The 22,201-nt window shown below is 64.8% G+C and carries 18 protein-coding genes; 14 read left to right on the top strand and 4 right to left on the bottom strand.

From position 1 onward, the window contains the following. The 4 genes from dmpG to BO1_RS33315 form a co-directional block, all read left to right on the top strand. On the top strand, positions 1–790 hold a 790-nt coding region (dmpG, locus tag BO1_RS33330; RefSeq protein ID WP_028221266.1), incomplete at its 5' end, for a 4-hydroxy-2-oxovalerate aldolase. Positions 791–894: 104 nt separating this feature from the next. Next, a complete protein-coding gene (gene mhpT, locus BO1_RS33325; protein WP_043287606.1) occupies positions 895–2,151 on the top strand; it encodes a 3-(3-hydroxy-phenyl)propionate transporter MhpT in 1,257 nt (418 codons plus the stop codon). Between the two features lie 87 nt (positions 2,152–2,238). After that, complete coding sequence (locus tag BO1_RS33320) at positions 2,239–3,123, top strand: alpha/beta fold hydrolase (protein ID WP_028221264.1); 885 nt, start codon at positions 2,239–2,241, stop codon at positions 3,121–3,123. A gap of 255 nt (positions 3,124–3,378) precedes the next feature. Continuing rightward, the gene (locus tag BO1_RS33315) at positions 3,379–5,094 is read left to right on the top strand and encodes a dihydroxyacetone kinase family protein (protein ID WP_028221263.1); all 1,716 of its coding nucleotides are present in this window, start codon (positions 3,379–3,381) and stop codon (positions 5,092–5,094) included. A 47-nt stretch (positions 5,095–5,141) separates the two neighbouring features. On the opposite strand, the gene BO1_RS33310 is transcribed toward BO1_RS33315, so the two are convergent. After that, complete coding sequence (locus BO1_RS33310; RefSeq protein ID WP_028221262.1) at positions 5,142–6,239, bottom strand: AraC family transcriptional regulator; 1,098 nt, start codon at positions 6,237–6,239, stop codon at positions 5,142–5,144. 254 nt (positions 6,240–6,493) lie between these two features. Between BO1_RS33310 and BO1_RS33305 the strand changes: the two genes are divergently transcribed. The 4 genes from BO1_RS33305 (at position 6,494) to BO1_RS53790 (ending at position 12,782) form a co-directional block, all read left to right on the top strand. Further along, the gene (locus BO1_RS33305) at positions 6,494–7,888 is read left to right on the top strand and encodes an APC family permease (RefSeq protein WP_028221261.1); all 1,395 of its coding nucleotides are present in this window, start codon (positions 6,494–6,496) and stop codon (positions 7,886–7,888) included. Between the two features lie 50 nt (positions 7,889–7,938). After that, positions 7,939–9,330: an aspartate aminotransferase family protein gene (locus tag BO1_RS33300; RefSeq protein WP_028221260.1), complete on the top strand. Its 1,392-nt coding sequence runs from the start codon at positions 7,939–7,941 to the stop codon at positions 9,328–9,330. A gap of 26 nt (positions 9,331–9,356) precedes the next feature. Further along, positions 9,357–10,781: an aldehyde dehydrogenase family protein gene (locus BO1_RS33295; RefSeq protein WP_028221259.1), complete on the top strand. Its 1,425-nt coding sequence runs from the start codon at positions 9,357–9,359 to the stop codon at positions 10,779–10,781. A gap of 429 nt (positions 10,782–11,210) precedes the next feature. Next, complete coding sequence (locus tag BO1_RS53790; RefSeq protein ID WP_052409698.1) at positions 11,211–12,782, top strand: amino acid permease; 1,572 nt, start codon at positions 11,211–11,213, stop codon at positions 12,780–12,782. A gap of 62 nt (positions 12,783–12,844) precedes the next feature. Here the strand turns inward: BO1_RS53790 and BO1_RS33285 are convergent, their stop codons facing one another. Then, on the bottom strand, positions 12,845–14,092 hold the full coding sequence (locus BO1_RS33285) for an alpha/beta hydrolase family protein (RefSeq protein ID WP_043287604.1): 1,248 nt from the start codon (positions 14,090–14,092) through the stop codon (positions 12,845–12,847). 166 nt (positions 14,093–14,258) lie between these two features. Between BO1_RS33285 and BO1_RS33280 the strand changes: the two genes are divergently transcribed. After that, the gene (locus tag BO1_RS33280; RefSeq protein ID WP_028221257.1) at positions 14,259–14,852 is read left to right on the top strand and encodes a TetR-like C-terminal domain-containing protein; all 594 of its coding nucleotides are present in this window, start codon (positions 14,259–14,261) and stop codon (positions 14,850–14,852) included. Between the two features lie 32 nt (positions 14,853–14,884). On the opposite strand, the gene BO1_RS33275 is transcribed toward BO1_RS33280, so the two are convergent. Beyond that, on the bottom strand, positions 14,885–16,285 hold the full coding sequence (locus BO1_RS33275; protein WP_028221256.1) for a GntP family permease: 1,401 nt from the start codon (positions 16,283–16,285) through the stop codon (positions 14,885–14,887). 434 nt (positions 16,286–16,719) lie between these two features. Between BO1_RS33275 and BO1_RS33270 the strand changes: the two genes are divergently transcribed. Together BO1_RS33270 and BO1_RS33265 are read left to right on the top strand one after the other, a co-directional pair. Further along, complete coding sequence (locus BO1_RS33270) at positions 16,720–17,331, top strand: BON domain-containing protein (protein ID WP_084688384.1); 612 nt, start codon at positions 16,720–16,722, stop codon at positions 17,329–17,331. A 105-nt stretch (positions 17,332–17,436) separates the two neighbouring features. Further along, entirely contained in the window at positions 17,437–17,715 is a 279-nt protein-coding gene (locus BO1_RS33265) for a hypothetical protein (RefSeq protein ID WP_028221254.1), read from the top strand. A 105-nt stretch (positions 17,716–17,820) separates the two neighbouring features. Here BO1_RS33265 and BO1_RS33260 read toward each other — a convergent pair whose 3' ends face one another. Further along, on the bottom strand, positions 17,821–19,011 hold the full coding sequence (locus BO1_RS33260) for a helix-turn-helix transcriptional regulator (RefSeq protein WP_028221253.1): 1,191 nt from the start codon (positions 19,009–19,011) through the stop codon (positions 17,821–17,823). 430 nt (positions 19,012–19,441) lie between these two features. On the opposite strand from BO1_RS33260, the gene BO1_RS33255 reads away from it, so the two are divergent. The 3 genes from BO1_RS33255 (at position 19,442) to BO1_RS33240 (ending at position 22,092) form a co-directional block, all read left to right on the top strand. Further along, positions 19,442–19,651, top strand: a complete 210-nt coding sequence (locus tag BO1_RS33255) for a hypothetical protein (protein ID WP_028221252.1) — start codon at positions 19,442–19,444, stop codon at positions 19,649–19,651. A gap of 157 nt (positions 19,652–19,808) precedes the next feature. Further along, complete coding sequence (locus tag BO1_RS33250) at positions 19,809–20,105, top strand: H-NS histone family protein (protein WP_028221251.1); 297 nt, start codon at positions 19,809–19,811, stop codon at positions 20,103–20,105. Between the two features lie 385 nt (positions 20,106–20,490). Further along, on the top strand, positions 20,491–22,092 hold the full coding sequence (locus BO1_RS33240) for a peptide chain release factor 3 (protein ID WP_028221250.1): 1,602 nt from the start codon (positions 20,491–20,493) through the stop codon (positions 22,090–22,092). Positions 22,093–22,201: the final 109 nt, after the last annotated feature.

The raw sequence follows: 22,201 nt of genomic DNA, 5'->3' as shown, positions 1-22,201 counted from the left end.
AAAGATCGCCACGCTGCTGCTGCCCGGCATCGGCACGATTCATGACCTGAAAGCGGCGTACAACGCCGGCGCGCGCGTGGTGCGCGTGGCCACCCACTGCACGGAAGCGGACATCTCGAAGCAGCACATCGAATACGCGCGCGAACTCGGCATGGACACGGTGGGCTTCCTGATGATGAGCCACATGACCACGCCCGAAAACCTCGCCGTCGAGGCGAAGAAGATGGAGAACTACGGCGCGACCTGCATCTACGTGGTGGACTCTGGCGGCGCGCTCACGATGAACGACGTACGCGACCGTTTTCGCGCCGTAAAACAGGTGCTGAAACCCGAAACGCAAACGGGCATGCACGCGCACCATAACCTCTCGCTCGGCGTGGCGAACTCGATCGTCGCGGTGGAAGAAGGCTGCGACCGCATCGATGCGTCGCTCGCCGGCATGGGCGCCGGTGCGGGCAACGCGCCGCTCGAAGTGTTCATCGCCGCAGCGGAGCGCATGGGCTGGAACCACGGCACCGACCTTTACACGCTGATGGATGCCGCCGACGACATCGTACGCCCGCTGCAGGACCGCCCGGTGCGCGTCGATCGCGAAACGCTCGCGCTCGGCTATGCGGGTGTGTATTCGAGCTTCCTGCGCCACTCGGAAGTGGCCGCGAAGAAGTACGGCCTGAAAACCGTCGACATCCTCGTCGAACTGGGCAAGCGCCGCATGGTGGGCGGCCAGGAAGACATGATCGTAGACGTGGCACTCGATTTGAAGAAGCGCGCGCAAGCGCTCGAGCAGTAAATACGCGCCGTGTGCCACCACCATCTGGCACGCGGCGTCATCGTCATTGATTACGAATAGCCGTCGCAAAGAGCGGCTCAATCACAACATCGGAGACTTTGGAAATGACGTCACGAATCAGTTCTGCTAATGGAGGGCATAGCGGTGGCGCGACGAGTGGCAAGGCCACAATAGGCCTGTGCCTCGCGATCGCGCTGCTCGAAGGGCTGGATCTGCAATCGGCGGGCGTAGCCGGACCGCGCATGGCGAAGGAGTTTTCGCTCGCCGTCGCGCAGATGGGCTGGGCGTTCAGCGCGGGCGCAATCGGTCTGCTGCCGGGCGCGGCGCTGGGCGGCCGCCTCGCCGACCGCTTCGGCCGCAAGCGCGTGCTGATGGGATCGGTGGCGTTGTTCGGCCTGTTCTCGCTGGCGACCACGCTGGTCTGGAGCTTCGAGAGCCTGCTGATCGCGCGTCTGTTGACGGGCCTCGGTCTGGGCGCCGCGATGCCGAACCTCATTGCGCTGTGCTCGGAAGCGGCGGGTCCGCAGCAGCGCAGCACGGCAGTGGGCGCGATGTACTGCGGCATGCCGTTCGGCGCGGCGATTGCGGCGGTGATCGGCATGCTGGGTGCGAGCCCGGCGAGCTGGCGCGACGTGTTTTATGTCGGCGGCCTCGGGCCGATCGTGATGGTGCCGCTGCTCGGCATTTTTCTGCGCGAGTCGCAGCAGTTCGTGGCGGCGCAGGCCTCGAAGGTGCGCGAGGGCGTGCCCGGTGTGACGGATGCGCTGTGGCGCCATGGCCGCGCGCGCACGACGCTCGCGCTCTGGGTCAGCTACCTGGGCACGCTGATCGTGCTGTACTTCCTGATGAACTGGCTGCCTTCGATGGTGCTCTCGCGCGGCCTCACGCGCGTGCAATCGAACATCGTGCTGATGATGTTCAACCTCGGCGGCGGCATCGGGGCGGTGGCGATCGCGACGCTCATGGACCGCCTCGGCCGTCGGCGCACGGTGATCGGCATGTATGTGGGCATTGCGCTGGCGTTGGCGGCACTCGCGCTCGCCAGCGGCGCGGCTTCGATGGCGTGCGGCGGCTTGCTGTGCGGCCTGTTCCTCGTGGGCGGCCAGTCGGTGCTCTACGCGCTCGCGGGCCACGCGTATCCCACGGAAGTACGCGGCACGGGCGTAGGCGCTGCTGTGGCGGTGGGGCGGCTCGGATCGATCCTTGGGCCGCTCGTGGCGGGCCAGTTGTTCGCGCTGGGTCAGAGCGCCTCGATGCTGGTGGCGTCGAGCATTCCGCTTTGCGTGATCGCGGCGCTCGCGGCCTTGACGGTGGTGGGCGGCTTCGCACGGTACGGCGCGCCCGGTGCTCAGCGCGTTTGAAATGAAGTAAGGATATCGAATATTTCATGGAGGGGGTGAAGCCCCTCTCTTTTGCGGATCACAGCGTTTTACAGCAAGGACATCATCATGACTGCAACGGCACAAGCGATTACCGAAGCCTCCACGAGCCGGTTCGCCCGCGTGAAGGAAGGCGAGCTCGAGCTGCAAATTCACTACAACGACACCGGCGCAAACACCGCACACGCGCATGGCGAGACGGTCGTGATGCTGCACGGCTCGGGGCCCGGCGCGAGCGGCTGGGCCAACTTCAACCGCAACGTCGAGCCGCTCGTGGCGGCGGGCTATCGCGTGATCCTGATGGACTGCCCGGGCTGGAGCAAGAGCGATCCCATCGTCTGCACCGGGTCGCGCTCGGAGCTGAACGGCCGCGTGCTCAAGGGCCTGCTCGACGTGCTCGACATCGAGCGCGTGCATATCCTCGGCAATTCGATGGGCGGTCACAGCGCGGTGGCGTTTGCGCTCGCGAATCCGCAGCGCGTGGGCAAGCTCGTGCTCATGGGCGGCGGCACCGGTGGCCCGAGCAACTTCGCGCCGATGCCCACCGAAGGCATCAAGCTGCTGCAGGGGCTGTATCGCGAGCCGACCATCGAGAACCTCAAGCGCATGATGAACGTGTTCGTCTACGACCCGAGCGCGCTGACCGAGGACCTCATGAAGGCGCGTCTGGACAATATGCTCGCGCAGCGCGTCCATCTCGAGAACTTCGTCAAGAGCCTGGCGGCCAATCCGAAGCAATTCACCGACTACGGCCCGCGCCTTGGCGAGATCGCGGCGCCCACGCTCGTGATCTGGGGCCGCGACGACCGCTTCGTGCCGATGGATATCGGTCTGCGCCTGATCGCCGGGATGCAGAACGCGCAGCTGCACGTGTTCAACCGTTGCGGCCACTGGGCGCAGTGGGAGCATGCGGACGCGTTCAACCGCATGGTGCTCGACTTTCTGCAGCACTGATGCCGTGCCGCCACGGTAGACGCAGGGCGAAGCGGTGCGGGCCGCTTCGCCGGCGTTTCGCGCGGCACCGGGAGGCGGCGGCAGGTCTGCCGCCGCGCAGAAACGAACGGGGCGGGTGTTTAGATACGTTTTGCACACCGCAATGACGAGGGGGGTACACTGACTGAACCCGACGGCGCGCTATGCTGTTTGCATGGCGTCGCGTCAAGGCGAGGCTGCCTGCCGGGATGTTCAACCGCATTCATCAGGGCCGTCATGAAAAAACTCGTCAATCACCCGTCCGACGTCGTGCGCGAGATGCTCGAAGGCATCGCGCTGCAGGCACCGAATGTCGTCATCCTCGGCGAGGAGAACGTGCTGATCCGCCGGGACATTCCAGAGTCCTATGCGCGTCCGGTCGCGCTCATCTCGGGCGGCGGCAGCGGCCATGAACCCGCGCATGGCGGCTACGTGGGCGCTGGCATGCTGAGCGCCGCAGTATGCGGCGAGGTGTTCACGTCGCCGCCCACCGACGCCGTGCTCGCGGCCATCCGCGCAACGGCGGGCCAGAAGGGCGCGCTGCTCATCGTCAAGAACTACACCGGCGACCGGCTCAACTTCGGGCTTGCCGCCGAACTGGCACGCGCAGAGGGCATCCCCGTGGAAGTCGTGACCGTCGCCGACGACGTCGCGCTGCGCGGTCACGCCGAGCGCCATCAGCGGCGTGGCATTGCCGGCACGGTGCTGATTCACAAGATCGCGGGCGCGGCTGCGGCGCGCGGTGCGACCCTCGAAGTGGTGGCGGCGATCGCGCGCGACGCGGCCGCCAATCTCGGCACGATGGGCGTCGCGCTCGACGGCTGCACGCTGCCGGGCGTCGAGAAGTCGAGCTTCAGCCTCGCCGACGACGAAATCGAAATCGGGCTCGGCATCCACGGCGAAAAGGGCGTGGAGCGCAGCGTACCGCTGCCGGCCAACGAGCTCACCGAAGCATTGCTGATCAATATCCTCGACGAGCTCGCCATCACGCGCGGCGAACGCGTCGTGCTGCTGGTCAACGGCCTCGGCGCCACGCCGCAAATGGAGCTCGATATCGTGCTGCGCGCGGCCATTGCGAGCCTGCGCTGCCGCGAGGTGTACGTGGAGCGGGCGTGGGCCGGCACCTTCCTCTCGGCGCTGAACATGCCGGGCTGCTCGATTTCGCTGATGCGCGTGGACGACGGCAAGCTCGGCTTGCTCGATGCGCATACCGATGCACACGCATGGCCCGGCAAGGGCTGCGTGAACCCGACCATCCGCCTCGATACATCGGGTGTTCATCATGAGGAATCCGTAGCACCGTCGCTCGACGCCGCGCGCGCGGCGTGGGCGGCGCGGCTCAAGGCGGCGCTCGACGCGATCGCGCTCGCGCTGGTCGAGAACGAAGCGCGCCTGACCGAACTCGATGCGTTCGCTGGTGACGGCGATCTTGGCGTGAGCATGCGGCGCGCCGCCGATGCGGTGGCCGCTACGCCGGTTCATGCGCTCGGCACGGCGCCGCAAGCGCTGGCGTCGCTCGGCGCGAGCTTGCGCCGGGCCATCGCGGGCAGCTCGGGGCCGTTCTACGCCACCGCGCTCTTGCGCGCGTCGCGCCATCTCGCGGACAAGCCGGAGCCCGCGCCGCACGAATGGGCGCAGGCGTTTCGTGGCGCGATCGAGGCGATCAGCGAACTGGGCGGCGCGAAAGCCGGCGACCGCACGATGCTGGACGCACTGATTCCCGCGCACGACGCCTTCGAAGAGGCGCTCAATCACGGCCAGACGGTGCAGCGCGCCTGGGCGGCCGCAGTGGCGGCGGCCGAGCATGGTGCGCACGCAACGGCGCATATGCACCCGCGCGTGGGGCGTGCGAGCTATCTGGGCGAGCGGGCGATCGGCTCACCCGATGCCGGCGCGGTGGCGGTGGTGTGCTGGCTGGCGGCGTTGCGCCCGCACGTGGGCGGCAAGGTGTGAAGGCCGCTTCAATGTTGCGGCGAGCTCACCGGCTAGCCGCGTGGTTTTCAACGGTCTGACGCGCCGTCGATTGCACGCGGCGCCCGGCCGGTCCAACGGCGAAACGCGTGGCGGAAGCTCCGTGGCTCGCTATAGCCGAGCTGTTCGGCGATCGCCGCCACCGACAGCGAGCCGTCGTTCAGAAGCCGGGTCGCCGCCTCGTGGCGGACTTCCTCGAGTAGCGCATGAAACGACAGCCCATCCTTCTCTAGCCGTCTGCGCAGCGTGCGCTCCGTCATGTGCAGCGCGCCGGCAAGCGCAGTCATCGACTTGAAGCGCGACAGGTCGCGCACCATCAACGCCCTCGCGCGATCGGCGAAGCGCGTGCCGATCATCGCAGCCCATTGACGCTCGAGCGCCTCGCATTGCTGGTGGAGCGCGTTGAAGCTCACTTCATTCGCGAGGCGGGGCATCTCCAGGCCGCTGATCGACGTGAAGACGAGAGCGTTTTCGTTGGCGTTGAAATTCGGCCGGCAACCGTAGTGGCGCACATACTCGGCCAGGTAACGCCCGGGACGGCGCACGAGATTCACCTGGTCGGGCCACACCGCTCTGCCGACGAGATCGGACACGATCAGCCGCAGGCTCGAGAGGCACATGTCGGTCTGATAGGCCTCGATATCGGGCTCGCCGTTGTAGCGCGCGATGGACACCGTCATGCCCTCGGCGGACGCGCGCACGTGGACGTCGAAATAGAGGCCCATGAAGAGCGGAAATTGGCTCATGCAGCCGAACGCCTGGATGACCGAGCCGCTGATCAACATGGCGTAGCCGGCGAGACCCAGCGTCGAGACGTGTAGCCGGCTGCCGATCGCGAGGCCGATCGACGGACTCCGGCTGGCCCGCAAGAGATTGCGAAAGCAACGCTGCTCCTGGCTGCGGTTCACGTAAATGGATGGCGAGGCGACTTCATTCGCGCTCAGGCCCGTGCCGTCGAGCAAGGCGGCGGCATCGAGGCGCCGAACGCGGCACTCGTCCAATGCCGCGGCAATGGCGTGGACGGTAGCCGGAATGTCTTCCTGTCGTCCAGGCAGCCAATCCAGGCCTGGCGATGAACGCAGGCGGCGTTCGGCGGTGCTCTGTCTTCGGCGTGATTCGGCATTCATTGGCACGGGCTGCGATTGTCTCTCGCGAAACATAGCGGGAATGCGCGCTCGATGACAAGCGGTTTCGGGACCACGGAGCCATTTTCCGCGTCCGGCACAAAAAAGCTGTCCGAAAATATCCCCCTATAACGTCCGCTTTTCTCATTCGTCGTCGAATTATTGTCGTTCCACAATCTTTCCCGTGCGGTGGCGTTCGAGCGCCGCCGGTAAAAAAATGGAGACATAGTCGTGGGCAATCGCCATGTGAGGGATGCATGAGGACTCGAGAGTCGAATCGACGTACGCATCTAGCGGCATCGAATAGCCGCGAAAGCGTGCTGTGGGATAGAGAGGGACAAGCAACGGCGAATACGCCGCCACGCAAGCTCGGACTGTTCACGCTGGTGATCTTCGGGCTGGCCTACATGTTGCCGATGACGGTGTTCACCACGTACGGCCTCGTTTCCGCGAAGACGAACGGGCACCTCGCCGCGGCTTATGCGGTGACGCTGGTCGCGATGTTGTTCACGGCCTGCAGTTATGGCCACATGGCGCGGCTCATCCCGAGCGCCGGCTCGGCGTATACGTTCGCGAGCCGCAATTTCGGCACGTCGGCGGGCTTCATGGTGGGATGGGCGCTGCTTCTGGATTACCTGTTCATTCCGATGATCAGTTACCTCGTCATCGGCGTCTACATGAAGGAGGTGTTTCCCGCCGTGCCGCAGACCGTGTGGGTCGTCGGGAGCATCGCGCTCGTCACTGTCCTGAACGTCTTCGGCATCCGGCTCGTCAGCCGCGTCAACCTGATACTCATTGCGAGCCAGATCGTGTTTATCGCGATCTTCCTGATTGCCGCGTCGCAGTTCGCTGTCGCGCACGGCCAGCCGGTGTCGCTCGCGTTGCCGCTCTCGGAGAACGCAGCGATCTTTGCGGGTGCGGCGATTCTCTGCCTGTCGTTTCTCGGCTTCGACGCCGTTACGACGCTGTCCGAGGAAACGCGCGATCCCAGGCGCACGGTGCCGCGCGCCATCTTGCTGTGCACGCTGCTGGCCGGACTGCTTTTCATCGTGGTGGCATTCGTGGGGCAACTCGTCTATCCCGACTGGCATGCGTTCAAGGACCTCGATTCGGCGAGCCTGGAGTTGATGCAGCGCATTGGCGGCAGCACGCTGTCGGCTTTCTTCGTCGCGGTGTACGTGGCCGGGTGTTTCGCGAGCGCCATGGCCGGGCAGGCCAGCGTGACGCGCGTGCTGTTTGCGATGGGCCGCGACCAGGTGCTGCCGGAGCGCATCTTCGGACATCTGCATGTGCGGCTCGGGACGCCGGTGCGGGCGACGCTCGTGGTCGGGGCCCTGTCGTTCTCGGCATTGTTCATCACGCTCGACATGGCTTCGACGATGATCAGTTTCGGCGCGCTCATCGCCTTCGCGGGTGTGAATCTCTGTGTGATTCGCAGTTATCTGGGCCAGCGGGAACACCGCCACCTCGCCGGCTGGCTCAAATTCGGACTGATGCCGGCGATCGGCTTCGCCATGAATGTCTGGCTCTGGTCGGGACTGTCGCGCGAGACGTTCTACGTGGGTATGGGTTGGCTGGTGGTCGGGCTCTGCCAGCTCGTCTGGCTCACGCGCGGGTTCACCCGCCCGGCGCCGACGCTCACGATGAACTGAGCGGCAGATTGCAGGATTCTGATGTGGAAATGAAACAGGAGAACGAAACAATGAGCAACGCGGACCTCAAACAAGACTTGCAGGCCCTGGGCAAGCGCCATCTGCTGATGCACTTCACGCACGCCGACGCCTATGGCGACAAGGACTTGACCGTTTTCGACCACAGCGAGGGTTGCTGGCTCGTCGACCAAGGTGGCAAACGTTACTTCGACGGGCTGGCGGGCCTGTACTGTGTCCAGATCGGCTATAGCCACGGCGCCGAGATTGGCGACGCGGTTCGCGATCAGATGGTCCGGCTGCCGTTCGCGACCAACTGGGGCAATGGACACGAACCCGCCATCCGTCTCTCTCACAAGCTCGCGACGCTCGCACCGGAAGGACTGAACCGGGTGTTCTTCACCTCGAGCGGGTCGGAGTCGAACGAATCGGCCATCAAGCTGGTTCGTCAGTACCACCAGGCGCGCGGCGAGCCGCAGCGGCGCAAGTTCATCGCGCGTCGCGTGGCTTATCACGGCACCTCGTTCGGCGCGCTGGCATTGAACGGCCTGACGAATTTCCGCAAGCATTTCGAGCCGCTGATGTCGGGGGTGCGGCACGTCAACAACACGAAGCGCTACGGCCGCCCCGTGGGCGAGACGGAGGCGCAGTTCACGCAATTCCTGCTCGACGAAATCGAATCGCTGATCATTCAGGAAGGCCCGGATACCGTGGCGGCCATCGTCGTCGAGCCGCTGCAGAACGCCGGTGGCAGCCTGACGCCGCCGGCGGGCTATGCGCAGGGGCTGCGCGAACTCTGCGATCGCCATGGCGTGTTGCTGATGACAGACGAAGTGATTTGCGGCTTTGGCCGTCTCGGCGAATATTTCGGCTCGCGCCGCTATGGCTTCAAGCCGGACATTCTGACGTTCGCAAAGGGCATTGCCTCGGGCTACGTCCCGCTCGGCGGCGTGATCGCGAGCGACGCGGTCGTCAACACCGTGCTCGAGGGCCCGCAGCAGATGTTCCTGCACGGCGCGACGTATGGCGGCCATCCGGTCGCGTGCGCGGCCGCGCTGGCCAATCTGTCGATCATGGAGCGTGAGGGCGTGCTCGAGAACGTGCGCGAAAACGAGGGCTATTTCCGTTCGCAACTGAACGCGCTGCTCGAATTGCCGTGCGTGGGCGACGTGCGCGGCGACGGCTATCACTACTCGCTCGAACTCGTGTCCGACAAAGAAGCGCGCCGCTGGAAGGCCGATATGAGCGCGCAGACGTTCGTCTCGACGGTGCTCGCTCCCGCGCTGTTCGACGCGGGGCTCCTTTGCCGCGCGGGCGTCGATCACGAAGGCACGCCGATCTTGCAGTTCTCGCCGCCGCTCGTGATGTCGCGCGACGAGATTTCGTGGTTTGTCGCACAGATTCGCGACATCGTCGCCGACGCGTACGCGCGCGCGACGCGCTGAACATGAAGGACTCACAGGAGTATTCGATGCGTAGGACCAGGCAGAGCTTTATCGGCGGGCAGTGGCTCGATCCCGTCGGCGCGCAGGCGATCGATGTCATCGATCCGGCAACGGAGGTGCCCTATGCACAACTGAGGATCGGCGGACCTGACGAAGTCAATCGAGCGGTGGAGGCGGCGAAGCGCGCGTTCGACGTGTTCTCGCGCTGGACGGTCGAGCAGCGGCTTGGCTTGCTGGAGCAGGTGCTGGCAATCTACCAGCGGCGCTACGAAGAAGTCGCGCAGACCATCAGTCAGGAAATGGGCGCGCCTATCGAGTTTTCGCGCGCGATGCAAGCCGCGGTCGGCACCGCGCATCTCGAGCAGACGATCCGCGCGCTGCGCTCGTTTCCGTTCCGCAAGCAGACCGACTCGCTGCTCGTGTCGCACGAGCCGATAGGCGTGTGTGCGCTGATTACCCCGTGGAACTGGCCAATCAACCAGATCGTTTGCAAGGTCGCGCCGGCGCTGGCCGCGGGCTGCACGATGGTGCTCAAGCCCAGCGAGATTGCGCCGTTCAGCGGCATTCTGTTCGCGGAGATCCTGGACGAGGCGGGCGTGCCGCCCGGAGTCTTCAATCTCGTGCACGGATACGGGCATGTCGTGGGCGACGCGCTGTCACGGCATCCCGACGTCGACATGGTGTCGTTCACGGGGTCGACGCGCGCGGGCATCGAGGTCGCGAAGGCCGCCGCGGATACGGTGAAGCGGGTCCATCAGGAACTGGGCAGCAAGAGCCCGAATATCATTCTTCCCGACGCCGATATCGAGGATGCCGTCACGCGCGGCGCACGAAGCTGTTTCAGCAATAGCGGGCAGTCGTGCAATGCGCCGACTCGCATGCTCGTGCACGTCGATCATCTGCATCGCGCGGAGCAGGCGGCGCGCGCCGAAGCCGAGCGGACCGTCGTCGGAAACCCGCGCGACGGCAGTACCGAAGTCGGGCCCGTCGTCAGCCGGACGCAGTTCGACCGCATCCAGCACTGCATCGGCGTCGGTATCGAGGAGGGCGCAACGCTGATTGCGGGCGGGATGGGGCGCCCCGAAGGCTTGAATGAGGGGTTCTACGTGCGGCCCACGGTATTTTCCAACGTGCGGCCGGATATGACGATCGCGCGGGAGGAGATCTTTGGGCCCGTGCTGTCCATCATGACCTACCGGTCCGAAGAGGAGGCGATCGCGCTCGCCAACGACTCCGTGTACGGTCTCGCCGCCTACGTGCAGTCGAAGGACCTCGATCATGCACGCCGTGTCGCGGCACGGCTGCGGGTTGGGAACGTCCATATCAACTATCCGCCCTGGAATCCGGCGGCGCCGTTCGGCGGCTTCAAGCGCTCCGGCAACGGACGCGAATACGCCGAGTTCGGGCTGGCGGAATATCTGGAAACGAAGGGAACGACCGGTTACGCGTAACCGGTGCTTCGCAGCGTCCGCGCGATGCTCGCGCGGACGCCACCGTTGTCAATCCCTCTCTGGTTGCCTCGCTGGAGGCGACTGTCCCCCGTGCCCCGACCCTTGGGCGCTTGCCTTTGGGGGCGGACACGTCCCCTCATTGACGGCTCGAATGCCGGTTCTCGCGCGCGGCGGATATTTCGCCTTGCCTTGCGCGCGCAACAGCCCGCAGGTCCGGTGCCCAGGTGGGTGGGCGGCTCGCCGGGCGTGCACTGCTATAAAATCACGGCTCAACTCTCATTGAGGATGGGCGATCGGGTCGCTCAATCGAGCGGCACGCCTGTCCGGGCATTGCATCCTCTTGCGCAATGGCCGTGGCCACCGGGCTCCCGGATGGCCTGGAAACTCGATTCCCCCTGTAACACTAGCTAGAAAGAAGTCAGAATTAATATGGATTCGGATTCACATCGCGTTTCAGCGCCCCCTTCCGGCGCTCGGGACACCACGCCTGCCCTGCACCGTAGTCTAAAAGCCCGCCATCTGACCATGATTGCGATCGGTGGATCGATCGGCACCGGTCTATTCGTCGCTTCGGGGGCGTCCATTTCCCAGGCCGGACCCGGCGGCGCCATGGCCGCATACCTCGTGATCGGCTTGATGGTCTACTTCCTGATGACGAGCCTCGGGGAAATGGCGGCGTTCATGCCCGTCTCCGGCTCGTTCGCGACCTACGGCGCGAAGTTCGTCGACGAGGGCTTTGGCTTCGCGCTGGGATGGAACTACTGGTACAACTGGGCCGTGACCATCGCGGTCGAACTGGTGGCCTCGCAACTGGTGATGGGCTACTGGTTTCCCCATGTTCCCGGGGTCTGGTGGAGCGCCGCTTTCCTCACTGTGATGTTCCTGCTCAACGCGCTCTCCGTGCGCGGTTTCGGCGAAGCCGAATACTGGTTCTCGCTGATCAAGGTGATTACCGTCGTTGCGTTCATCGGCATCGGCTTGCTGATGATCATCGGCATCCTGAAGGGCGGGGCCGATCACGTCTGGGGCAACTTCACCCTGGATGGCGGACCGTTCACCGGTGGCTTGCCGGCCTTGTTGGGCGTCACCATGATCGCGGGCTTCTCTTTTCAGGGAACCGAACTTATCGGCGTCGCCGCCGGGGAATCGGAGAATCCCGGCAAAAACATTCCGCGCGCGGTACGACAGGTGTTCTGGCGAATTCTGCTGTTTTACGTGCTCGCCATTTTCGTCATCGGTCTGCTGATTCCGCATACCGACCCGAACCTCCTGAAATCCGATGTGACCGATATTGGCGTCAGCCCGTTCACGCTCGTATTTCGTCGCGCCGGCCTGGCGGTTTCGGCGGGCGTCATGAATGCGGTGATCCTGACCGCCGTGCTGTCCGCGGGCAATTCGGGCATGTATGCCTCTACGCGGATGCTCTATAACCTGGCGATCGAGGGGCGTGCACCGAGGCTCTTCGGCAAGCTTTCGGCGAGCGGCGTGCCAAGGAATGCGCTTTACGCCACCACTGCGGTGGGGGCGCTGTGTTTCCTTTCGTCGATGTACGGCGATAAAACCGTCTATATGTGGCTGCTCAACACGTCGGGCATGACCGGGTTCATCGCCTGGCTGGGCATTGCGGCCAGCCATTATCGTTTCCGCAAGGGCTTCGTCGCGCAGGGTTTCTCGCTCGAGGAGCTGCCGTATCGATCGAAGTGGTTTCCGATTGGGCCGATATTCGCTTTTGCGGTGTGTCTCGTTGTCATGCTCGGACAGGACTACCAGGCGTTCATGGCCAACAAGATCGACTGGGCGAGCGTGCTGGCCACCTATATCGGGATTCCCTTGTTCGTTGTGATGTGGGTCGGCTATCGGATCGTGAAGAAGAGCCGCCTTATCGGGTACGGCGAAATGGATATCGAGCCGTACATGGCGCAAGTGCGTGCATCTGCACAGATGAATGGCGCGCTGCCGGCTCGGGGTGAAGCCGTCGTTAAAGCCGGCCAGGAAGTGTAGAAGGGCGGAGGGGAAACCGACCGCCCTGCTGGAACACCTGATGTGCTTAGCAAGCTTTCCGATCAGATCCCCAGCGTCTCATCAAGCCAGTCGAACATACGGGCATTGGCGAGGCGGCCGGCCCCGACCTCGCAATGCGCACCTGCGCCCTCCGCATTGGTAAAGGTCATCAGCGTCTTTGGGCACGTGAGATGGTCGTAAAGCTGCTGAGGCTGCCCCTTGAAGAACAGGTCGTCCTCGGCTTCGCAGACGAGCGTAGGGCAGCGGATTTGCCCGGCGACTCCGCCTGCCAGCGTGTAGTCGAGCGTCTTGCCGATGTATTCACTGGGCGTTGCCGCGCCGAAGCACCACATGCCGTGGCTAATCGCCCAGCGCACCACGGGCGATGCCTCCATGGCCGCTGCCATCGCCCGGTTTACCTGCGGCACAGGACCGGCCCTCAGTTCGGTCAATAGCGCCTCCCGACCGGCATCGGGCATGCGGCTCACGTGATGCGCGCCGTAATCGTAAAGGCCGTCGTTGGCAATCACCGCGGCAATGCGGTGTTCGAAGGCCGCCGCGCGGGGTGCGAGATAGCCGCCGAGGCTTTCCCCGCGAAGCGCGATGCGGGACGAATCGATGCCGGGCAGCGTCAGGGCGAAATCGACGACCGGCGTGACGACGTTCTCCCAGTCGTGCCGGAAGACCAGTCCGTGTCTGTGCAGGGGCCCGTACTGGCCAGGGCCGTCAAAGCACAGCACATGATAGCCGCGCTCCACCGCCGCCCGCGCCCCACTCCAATGCAGTTCCTCGGCGGAGCCGTCGAAGCCGCTATGCATGATTAGCAGCGGCCGCACTCCCTCACCTGCGCGGTGGAAATAGCCGGGCAACGTGGTGCCTTCATAGGGAATTTCCACCGGTTTGATCTCCGGGTCGTGCAGTGCCCCCGCCGCCCGATAGCAGGCAACCGAGCGTTCATAGGCACGGCTGACACGCGGGTCCCGCGGATTGGCATGCAGGAAGAACTCCGAGGAGCGGTAATAGTTGCAGGCACGAAGGTAGCTGTCGCGAGCGCTGATCCGATGGTTGCCGGCAAGCTGGCGATCGCCTTCGGCGGCGATGCGATCCGCCATGGCGTTCCAGGCTTCATACCAGCTGTCGTAGTCGCCCGCCGTGATACGGGTGCTGACCGCCATGACCTCGCCAAACGAGCCGCCGCCATACTCGTCGGCGCCGAACATGCGCACCGTCTCGAACCAGAATTGTTCGTCGCCGGGGAAAAGGAACGCGGAAGGCCCTGCGGACGGATTCACGGCTGCTTGCATGGTCATGGCAATTTCCTTAATCAATTCAAGGGTTAACGGAAGGGCGGCAGCCGATCGCCTCGCGCGGCGCGAGCGTAGTCGATTGCACTCGCCCCCCCTTTCCAGCTAAAGCAACTAAATTCACTTTTGCACAGATCTGGACAAAAAGCAACAGAATTTGCTTTAATTGGGCATGACTGAGACTTCACAAAAGCGCCCCAAAGGGCGGAGCACACGGGTCAAGAACGCGGTGTTCGACGCGGTGGAAGCCCTCTTGAACGAACGGCAAGGCGAGATCCCGTCAATGCTTGAGATCGCTGAACGGTCTGCGGTCAATAAGACCAGTCTGTACAGACGCTGGGGGGATATCCGGAATCTGATGGCCGACGTCGCGGTTGAACGGCTCATACGAGATGAGCCGATCCCGACCAGTGGATCGGTGCGTGACAATCTGGTGACGTGGGCGATGTCGATCGCGCGCGCTCTGGGCAATCAGCATTCGCTGTCGCTGATGCGCGTGATGGCGATGACGCCGCAAGTTCCGGCGGAAGAACCGGACATCATGAAGACCCCGATTGGACGACGCCTGGAAGAGCTGAATCAAATGCTCGACGCAGGGCGCAGGCGGGGCGAAGTCGTACCGAGTGCTGAACTGATTGTTGAAATCGTGCTCGCACCCCTCTATATGCAGGCCCTGTTCAGGAGTGGAAAGCAGACGGTGGAAAGTACGACGCGATGGGTTGACCGGGCATTCCTGCTGGCCGGTATCGAAGCCGCGCAGGGTTGAGGCCGGCGCGGCCGTTTCTCAAACAGTCTCTCTCAAACGATCCCGGTCGCGTAAAAAACCGCGATCACGAAGAACACGGCCATCGTCTTGATGATCGTGACCGCGAAAATGTCGCGATACGATTCGCGGTGCGTGAGCCCCGTCACCGCGAGCAGCGTAATCACCGCGCCGTTATGCGGGAGCGTGTCCATGCCGCCGCTGGCCATCGCCACCACGCGATGCAGCACGTCGAGCGGAATATGCGCGGCCTGCGCGCTCTTGATGAACAGATCGGACATGGCGGCGAGCGCAATGCTCATGCCGCCCGAAGCCGAGCCGGTGATGCCCGCGAGCGCGCTCACCGAGACCGCCGCGTTCACGAGCGGATTCGGAATGCTCTTGAGCGCATCGCTCACGACGATGAAGCCAGGCAGTGCCGCGATCACGCCGCCAAATCCGTACTCCGAAGCGGTGTTGAGCGAGGCGAGCAGCGCACCCGCCACGGCGGCCTTCGTGCCGGTGGCGAAACGCTCCTTCACGCGCGAGAACGCCGTGACGATCACGAACGCGATGCCGAGCAGCAGCGCGCCCTCGACCGACCAGATCCCAACCAGCTGCTTGACCGTCGTGGTGACCGGCGCGTGGATGCCGGGCAGCACTTCGGCCGTGACCGTGTAGGTGTCGCCGTACCACTGCGGAATCCAGCGTGTCAGGAAGAAGTTCGCCACGCCCACGAGCACGAGCGGCGTAATGGCGAGGAGCGGATTGGGCAGATGGTCGGTCTTCACGTGCTCGGGCTCGTTCACGAGCGAGGTGCCATAGCCTTCGCCCTTCGCCATCGCGCTGCGGCGGCGCCACTCGAGATACGTCAGGCCCACGACGATGATGAAGAGCGAGCCGATCACGCCGAGCGCCGGCGCGGCCCACGCCGTGGTCTTGAAGAACGTGGTGGGGATGATGTTCTGGATTTGCGGCGTGCCGGGCAGCGAATCCATCGTGAACGAGAACGCGCCCAGCGCGATGGCGCCGGGCATGAGGCGCTTGGGAATGTCGCTCTGGCGATAGAGCTCGGCGGCGAACGGGTACACCGCGAACACCACCACGAACAGCGACACGCCGCCGTACGTGAGCAGCGCGCACACGGCCACGATCACGGCGTTCGCGCGCGAGCGGCCGATATAGCGGATCGCGGCGTGGACGATCGCCTCGGAGTAGCCCGATAGTTCGATCACCTTGCCGAATACGGCGCCAAGCAGGAACACGGGGAAGTAGAGCTTCACGAAGCCCACCATCTTTTCCATGAAGATGCCGGAGAAGACGGGCGCGACGGCGGCGGGATCGGTGAGCAGGACGGCGCCAAGGGCGGCCACCGGTGCGAAAAGGATCACGCTGTAGCCGCGATAGGCCGCGAGCATGAGAAAGGCGAGGGCGGCTAAAACGATAACAAACGACATGGGGTCTCCTGTGTCGATCCCATGCACGGCTCGATGCGGCGTTGGCGCTACGGCGGGAGCGAGTGCTGCGCCTGTTGGTCAGCGTGAGTGCTTCAGCACTGCCTCTGATCCCATGCAAGCTCTTGTTCCTGGTCCATGCGGAGCGCTAACGCCGGTTCCATGCAAGGTGGTTGCGGCAATGCGTGTTGCACTTCGTCGATGCACTTCTGTACGGCAGTTTTATTGCATTGGCTGGCGCATGGTGCGCCGCGGCGATTGTACCGAAACGCTTAAGTATTGCGACGCAAGCTGCGCAGTCCTATCTTGACGAGAGCGGGTGCGCGGGACGATGGGCGGCGCGCCGGGGCAGGAAGGAGACGGCGATGCGGGAAATCGGGGCAGTGCGGGGAAGGCGGCCACGCCCGCGAGCGAGACGGCACGCGCGGCTGACAACGATGGCTGCGGCCAGGGTTGCGGCGGCCTTCGTGGTGGTTTTCATGCTGGCGGCTGCGGCGCCTGGGGCCGTGGCGCAGCCCGCGGCAAATGGCACTGCCGCCTTGGGCGGCGCAATAGAAGTGAGCGACGTGAGCGCAGCGGACACGGCAACCAGCACCAGCGCTTCGGCCGCCAATCCCGATGAAATCAGGAACTGGTACAACGATCCGTTCTTCGCGCTCTCGAATGCGCCGGGCGCATGCCCGCAGCCGCTCGGCCCGCGCATGACGAAGGCCGAAGCCGACGACGATGCGCACTACCGGGTGGAGCGCGGCACCACCTGCTGGCTCGCGCACAAGTGCGCGAAGCCGAATTCCTACCTCTACGACGCGGACATCGCCAAGGCGATCCGCGAGACGTTCAAGGGCGACACCTCGCTCGTCGGCACGAGTCTGTGGATCACGGTGCAGCGGCGCTTCGTCTACGCGGAAGGCTGCGCGCCGGCGGGCTTCGACCGCGCGGCGCTCGAGCGCCGCCTCGAGGCGATTCCCGACGTCGACAAGGTGTTCGTGCGTTTGCGCGCTGATCCGCAGGCATTGCCGCCCTACAAGACCTTGCCCCCGGTCCGCTAAAACTTCGCCAGACTCCGTGTGCGATGCGGCTTGCGCGCCGCGCAGGCGCGGTCCGGCATGGCACAATCGCAACGTCGAAAAACTAGAAGGCCCTCGGGGTACCCCATGATTCGTTCCGGTTCGTTGTTGTCCCGCTTTGGCAGGCTGTCGTCCACGCTGGGCGCCTGTGCGATGCTCGCGGCGCTGGCCGCCTGCAGCAGCGGTCCGCCGCTGTTCCTCTCGGACGGCCGCCCCACGGTCCCCGTGCAGTGCTCCGCCGCGGGCGACCACGACTCGTGCGTCCAGCAGGCCCAGGCACGCTGTGGCGGCGCCGGCTACGACACCGTCGATAAGTCCACCAGCGGCGACACGTACACCCTCGTATTCGCTTGCCGTACCAAGTAACGGGCACGCGCGGTTGCGCCGCCTGTTCACCGTTTCCGGGCGTGGCGGCCGCGGGCCGCGGGCCGCGGGCAGTGGAGCGCGTCCGGCTCGCGGCGCACCGCGGCATCAAGCGTTGCCATCCGCGCCGCCGCCGCGGCTGCGCGCGGGCAGGTTCATCAACAGGCGCAGTAGATCGGGCTGGCGCCGCGTGGCGGTCTTCTGGAAGATCGACTGTAGTTGCTTGCGCACCGTGTCGTATTGCACGCTCACCTGCGCGGCGATTTCCTTCGGCGTGAGCCCGTCCACCAGCAGATGCACGATCCGGCACTCGGCGGGCGAGAGCTCGAACGCCGTGGCCAGCACCTGCTCGTCCACCGCCGGCGCCGAGCGCGGGTGATAGAACGTGAGCGCCGCAAGGGCGCGCAGGCCGGCGACTTCGCCGGGCGTCACCACGTTGTAGAACGCATAGAGCACTTCCGGGCCGCCAGGCAGTGGCGCGGCGCGGCCCCGCTCGCCGTCGGCCGTGTCGGCGGCGCCCACGATGCGCAACGCGCGAATGCGCGCCGCCGCCGCCCGCGCGCCGCTCGCGCGGTTCTTCAGGCGCGCCTCGCAAATCGCCACATCCTCCAGGAAGCGTGCCTGATAAGGCGCGGAGAACGCCAGCCGCCTGCCGCGTACGCGCACGAGCGAGGTGGCGCGCAGAAGCCGTTGTGCGGCTTCGTTGCCGTGCAGGACCTCGCCGCTCGCGCTCACGAGCATGGCGGGCGGACGCACGCGGCCCGTGAGCGCATCGGCGTCGGGCAGGAGGCGGCGCACGCTCAGGCGCACCGCGCGCACCAGATGGGGCGCGAGCCGCTCGAGCAGCGCGCGCGTGGCCTCCGGCAGCGGGGCGCCGCGCGCGGGGCCGCGACAGGCGATCATGGCCGTGAGCGCGCCGCTGTCGATCAGCTTGCAGATCGAAACGAAGCCGCCGCCGGTTGCCATCAGGGCCGGCTCGAAGACCGGATGGCCCTCGCCGGTCTCCCGGTCCGGGCCGCAATGTAGCCATTTGCCGGGTGGGAACGCGCGCAGCCATTCGAGGCGGGCATCGTCGCGGTAAAGCGGGCGGATCAGTTCGAGCGGCTCGGTTTCCCGAATGCTGAAACCGTCGGTCCATGAAAAGAGTTCGCGCTGTCGATCGAATACACAGAGATGAATCGAGGCCGCCTCGATCGATTTCCTGAATTGGACGCAAAAATCCGTCCAGCCCGCCGGGCGTTCTATTGTTGCGTAAATCGCATGCAGCAGACTGTCGTGCTGCGAATCGTTCGAATTCACACCGTTCTCGTTATCAAAATCCAACGCGACCGCGTGTTGCGCGAAATGCGCAGTGCATATTCCCTGCACAACTGAGGAATATACAGGCGCGATTGCCGCCGTTAATCTTCGGTTCTTTCGATGACTGATAACCGTGAGGGTGGACGACGCTCCCGTCGCGTTCCGTGCGGTAGGCAACCGATGGCACGCCGTGCCGGGCTTATTCTCCGATGGCCGGGCACGCTGAAATCGTTGCGCCTGAAACAGGGACCCCTGAAATGAAATGGTAAAAAAGGGTAAATGAGCCAGAAAAATGACCGGGGCGGCCGGTGAAACGTCCGGTTGCGTTGATGTAATGCGGCGGGTTAATCGCCTTGTGTTATGGAATATTGAATGCGCAGATGCCATTGTAGAGGCGTCTTCCAGAAAAAAGGTTATTCCAGGGGGGGCAATGAATCATCATCAACTTGAAAAGGACATAGAGCACCTCGAGCACGTCATTGCTCGGCTCTCAGGCAACGATCGCATTCCGCTTTCTTATTGGCGCAACCGCGTCGATTCGGTATCGAGCGCAAATCTGGTGCCTTCGCAGGCGCAGCGCGTCAAGCGTCTGTCGGAAGCGCTGTGCGAGCTGGAGGCACGCGCCAAAGAACGCGTGTGACACGAAACGGTCCGTCAGGGCTGCCGGGCGCAGCCCGCTCCGTGTACAGAACCGCAATAAATTGGCTCAAACCGACCAAAAAAACGCGTCATTTGGCACGCATGGGCGCCAGAACGTTCACAATACGAATGTGTGACCGAACTGGAGATCATTGTTTATGCCGAGCTACAAGCAACTGACCGCCCAACTCGAAAAGCTGCACAAGGAAGTTGCGGCGGCACGCGAAAAGGAAATCGAGCAAGCGATTGCCGACATCAAGGAAAAGATCGCGGAGTACGACATCACGCCGGAAGAACTCGGTTTCTCCAGCCGGCCCGTGGCTGGTGCGCGCAAGAAGCCGCTGCCGGCGCGTTACAGGAACCCGAAAACCGGCGAGACCTGGAGCGGCCGTGGCCGCGCGCCGGGCTGGCTCGCTGGCGTGAAGAACCGCGACCGTTTTCTGATCACGGAGTAATTGGGACTCGAAGCGGAGCCAGAAATGGCGCCCGAAGCGGGACTCGAAACGGGACTCGAAACGGGGCTCGAGCAGGCGTTGAGCGCGAGCCTGGTCCCGTAAAACCTCACCTTTGCGCGGCGCGCGGCCCGTCTGGCGTGCGTGCGCCGCGCACCGCTCCCGTAAAAGCTCACCTCGGGCACGCCGCCGGCCATCGCCAGCAGGCGCCCCGCGAGCGCTTCTCCTCTTGCGCGCTCAGCGAACTCGCCGTTAACTTTTAGTCGCGCGCGGCAATGCCGTGTATCATTCGTCCCCGGCGCCTTCTGCCGTGCGCACCGGCTCGCCGCATCCGCAACGCCCGCCGCACGGCCGGCTGCCCGATTTCATCAGCGATACCCCTCCATCCATGTCAGTTGCCGAACTCAGACGCCGCCGCACGTTCGCGGTCATTTCTCACCCGGACGCGGGCAAAACCACGCTCACCGAAAAGCTGCTGCTGTTCTCGGGCGCGATCCAGATCGCCGGTACCGTGAAGGGCAAGAAGAGCGGCCGCTTCGCGACCTCCGACTGGATGGAGATCGAAAAGCAGCGCGGCATTTCGGTCGCGAGCTCGGTCATGCAGTTCGAGTACGGCGACGCCGTCATCAACCTGCTGGACACGCCGGGCCACGAGGACTTCTCCGAAGACACCTACCGCGTGCTCACGGCAGTGGACGCGGCGGTGATGGTGATCGACGGCGCGAACGGTGTGGAAGCGCAGACGCTCAAGCTGCTCGAAGTCTGCCGCAGCCGCAAGACGCCCATTCTCACCTTCATCAACAAGCTCGACCGCGAAGTGCGCGAGCCGCTCGACCTGCTCGACGAAATCGAGCAGCACCTGGGCGTGGCCGCGGTGCCGTTCACCTGGCCCATCGGCATGGGCAAGGAGTTCCAGGGCGTCTACGACATCCAGCGCGACCAGGTGCGCGTGTTCCGCGCGGGCGAGCAATCGCTCGGCGGCGCGGTGGAAACGCTGCAGAACATTGGCGATGCCGATGGCGAAGCGCGCTTCGGCTATCACTGGAAGCGCACCAAGGACGAGGTCGAGCTGATCACGGGCGCGACGCCCGCGTTCGACCGCGACGCGTTCCTCGCCGGCGAGCAGTCGCCGGTGCTGTTCGGCTCGGCGATCAACAACTTCGGCGTGAAGGAGATTCTCGACGCGCTCGTCGACCTCGCGCCGCCGCCCTCGCCGCGCATGACCGTGCAGCGTCCGGTGTCGCCCGACGAGCCCAAGTTCACGGGCGTCGTGTTCAAGGTGCAGGCCAACATGGACCTCGCGCACCGCGACCGCGTGGCGTTCATCCGCGTGTGCTCGGGCCGCTTCGAGCGCGGCATGCAACTGAAGGTCACGCGCAACAACAAGACCTTCCGCGCCAACAACGTCGTGAGCTTCCTCTCGCAGCGCCGCGAGACCGTGGCCGAAGCCTACCCTGGCGACATCATCGGCATTCCTAATCACGGCACGCTGAGCCTCGGCGACACGCTCACCGAAGGCGAAGACCTGCAGTTCACGGGCCTGCCGTTCTTCGCGCCCGAAATCTTCCAGACCATCGAAGTGGTCGACCCGATGCGCGCGAAGCAACTGGGCGAAGCGCTCAAGCAGCTCGGCGAAGAGGGCGCAATTCAGGTGTTCCGCCCGCTGCACGGCGGCGCGACGATCCTGGGCGCCGTGGGCCAGCTGCAGTTCGAAGTGGTCTCGCATCGCCTTGCGGCGGAGTACAAGGTGGAAGTGCGCATCATGCCGGCGCGCTACCGCCTCTCGCGCTGGGTCACTTGCGACGACCCCAACGAGCTGCGCCGCTTCACCGATTCGTACGCGGCCCGCATGGCCTACGATGCGTCGAACGCCCCCACGTATCTCGCCTCGCACGTCTCCGAGATCGAGGTCGCCCAGAAGGCGTGGCCGAAGATCGTGTTCAACGAGTTGCGCGAGCATTCGGGCGCGCCGTTCCGCAAGAACATGTAAGCACCGGGCGGCGCCCCGCGCGACGGCGCCCGGCCCGGCGGCGCCGTGTCGCTGTGCGCCACGCAAGCGCACGCGGCGAAATGCGCGCAGCGCATTCCCGATTCGCCTA

The sequence above is a fragment of the Paraburkholderia oxyphila NBRC 105797 genome (genome assembly GCF_000685075.1).
Taxonomy (GTDB): domain Bacteria; phylum Pseudomonadota; class Gammaproteobacteria; order Burkholderiales; family Burkholderiaceae; genus Paraburkholderia; species Paraburkholderia oxyphila.
Note: the sequence above shows the minus strand (reverse complement) of the source record. Positions and strands in the feature narration are given on the sequence as shown.

Excerpts from the sequence above, each read along its gene's own strand:
- BO1_RS33240 (WP_028221250.1), top strand. The coding sequence starts at position 20,491 with ATGTCAGTTGCCGAACTCAGACGCCGCCGCACGTTCGCGGTCATTTCT.
- BO1_RS33285 (WP_043287604.1), bottom strand. The coding sequence starts at position 14,092 with ATGACCATGCAAGCAGCCGTGAATCCGTCCGCAGGGCCTTCCGCGTTC.
- BO1_RS33270 (WP_084688384.1), top strand. The coding sequence starts at position 16,720 with ATGGCTGCGGCCAGGGTTGCGGCGGCCTTCGTGGTGGTTTTCATGCTG.
- BO1_RS33315 (WP_028221263.1), top strand. The coding sequence starts at position 3,379 with ATGAAAAAACTCGTCAATCACCCGTCCGACGTCGTGCGCGAGATGCTC.
- BO1_RS33280 (WP_028221257.1), top strand. The coding sequence starts at position 14,259 with ATGACTGAGACTTCACAAAAGCGCCCCAAAGGGCGGAGCACACGGGTC.
- BO1_RS33300 (WP_028221260.1), top strand. The coding sequence starts at position 7,939 with ATGAGCAACGCGGACCTCAAACAAGACTTGCAGGCCCTGGGCAAGCGC.
- BO1_RS33250 (WP_028221251.1), top strand. The coding sequence starts at position 19,809 with ATGCCGAGCTACAAGCAACTGACCGCCCAACTCGAAAAGCTGCACAAG.
- BO1_RS33255 (WP_028221252.1), top strand. The coding sequence starts at position 19,442 with ATGAATCATCATCAACTTGAAAAGGACATAGAGCACCTCGAGCACGTC.
- BO1_RS33275 (WP_028221256.1), bottom strand. The coding sequence starts at position 16,285 with ATGTCGTTTGTTATCGTTTTAGCCGCCCTCGCCTTTCTCATGCTCGCG.
- BO1_RS33305 (WP_028221261.1), top strand. The coding sequence starts at position 6,494 with ATGAGGACTCGAGAGTCGAATCGACGTACGCATCTAGCGGCATCGAAT.
- BO1_RS33320 (WP_028221264.1), top strand. The coding sequence starts at position 2,239 with ATGACTGCAACGGCACAAGCGATTACCGAAGCCTCCACGAGCCGGTTC.
- BO1_RS33295 (WP_028221259.1), top strand. The coding sequence starts at position 9,357 with ATGCGTAGGACCAGGCAGAGCTTTATCGGCGGGCAGTGGCTCGATCCC.
- BO1_RS53790 (WP_052409698.1), top strand. The coding sequence starts at position 11,211 with ATGGATTCGGATTCACATCGCGTTTCAGCGCCCCCTTCCGGCGCTCGG.
- BO1_RS33310 (WP_028221262.1), bottom strand. The coding sequence starts at position 6,239 with ATGAATGCCGAATCACGCCGAAGACAGAGCACCGCCGAACGCCGCCTG.
- BO1_RS33265 (WP_028221254.1), top strand. The coding sequence starts at position 17,437 with ATGATTCGTTCCGGTTCGTTGTTGTCCCGCTTTGGCAGGCTGTCGTCC.
- mhpT (WP_043287606.1), top strand. The coding sequence starts at position 895 with ATGACGTCACGAATCAGTTCTGCTAATGGAGGGCATAGCGGTGGCGCG.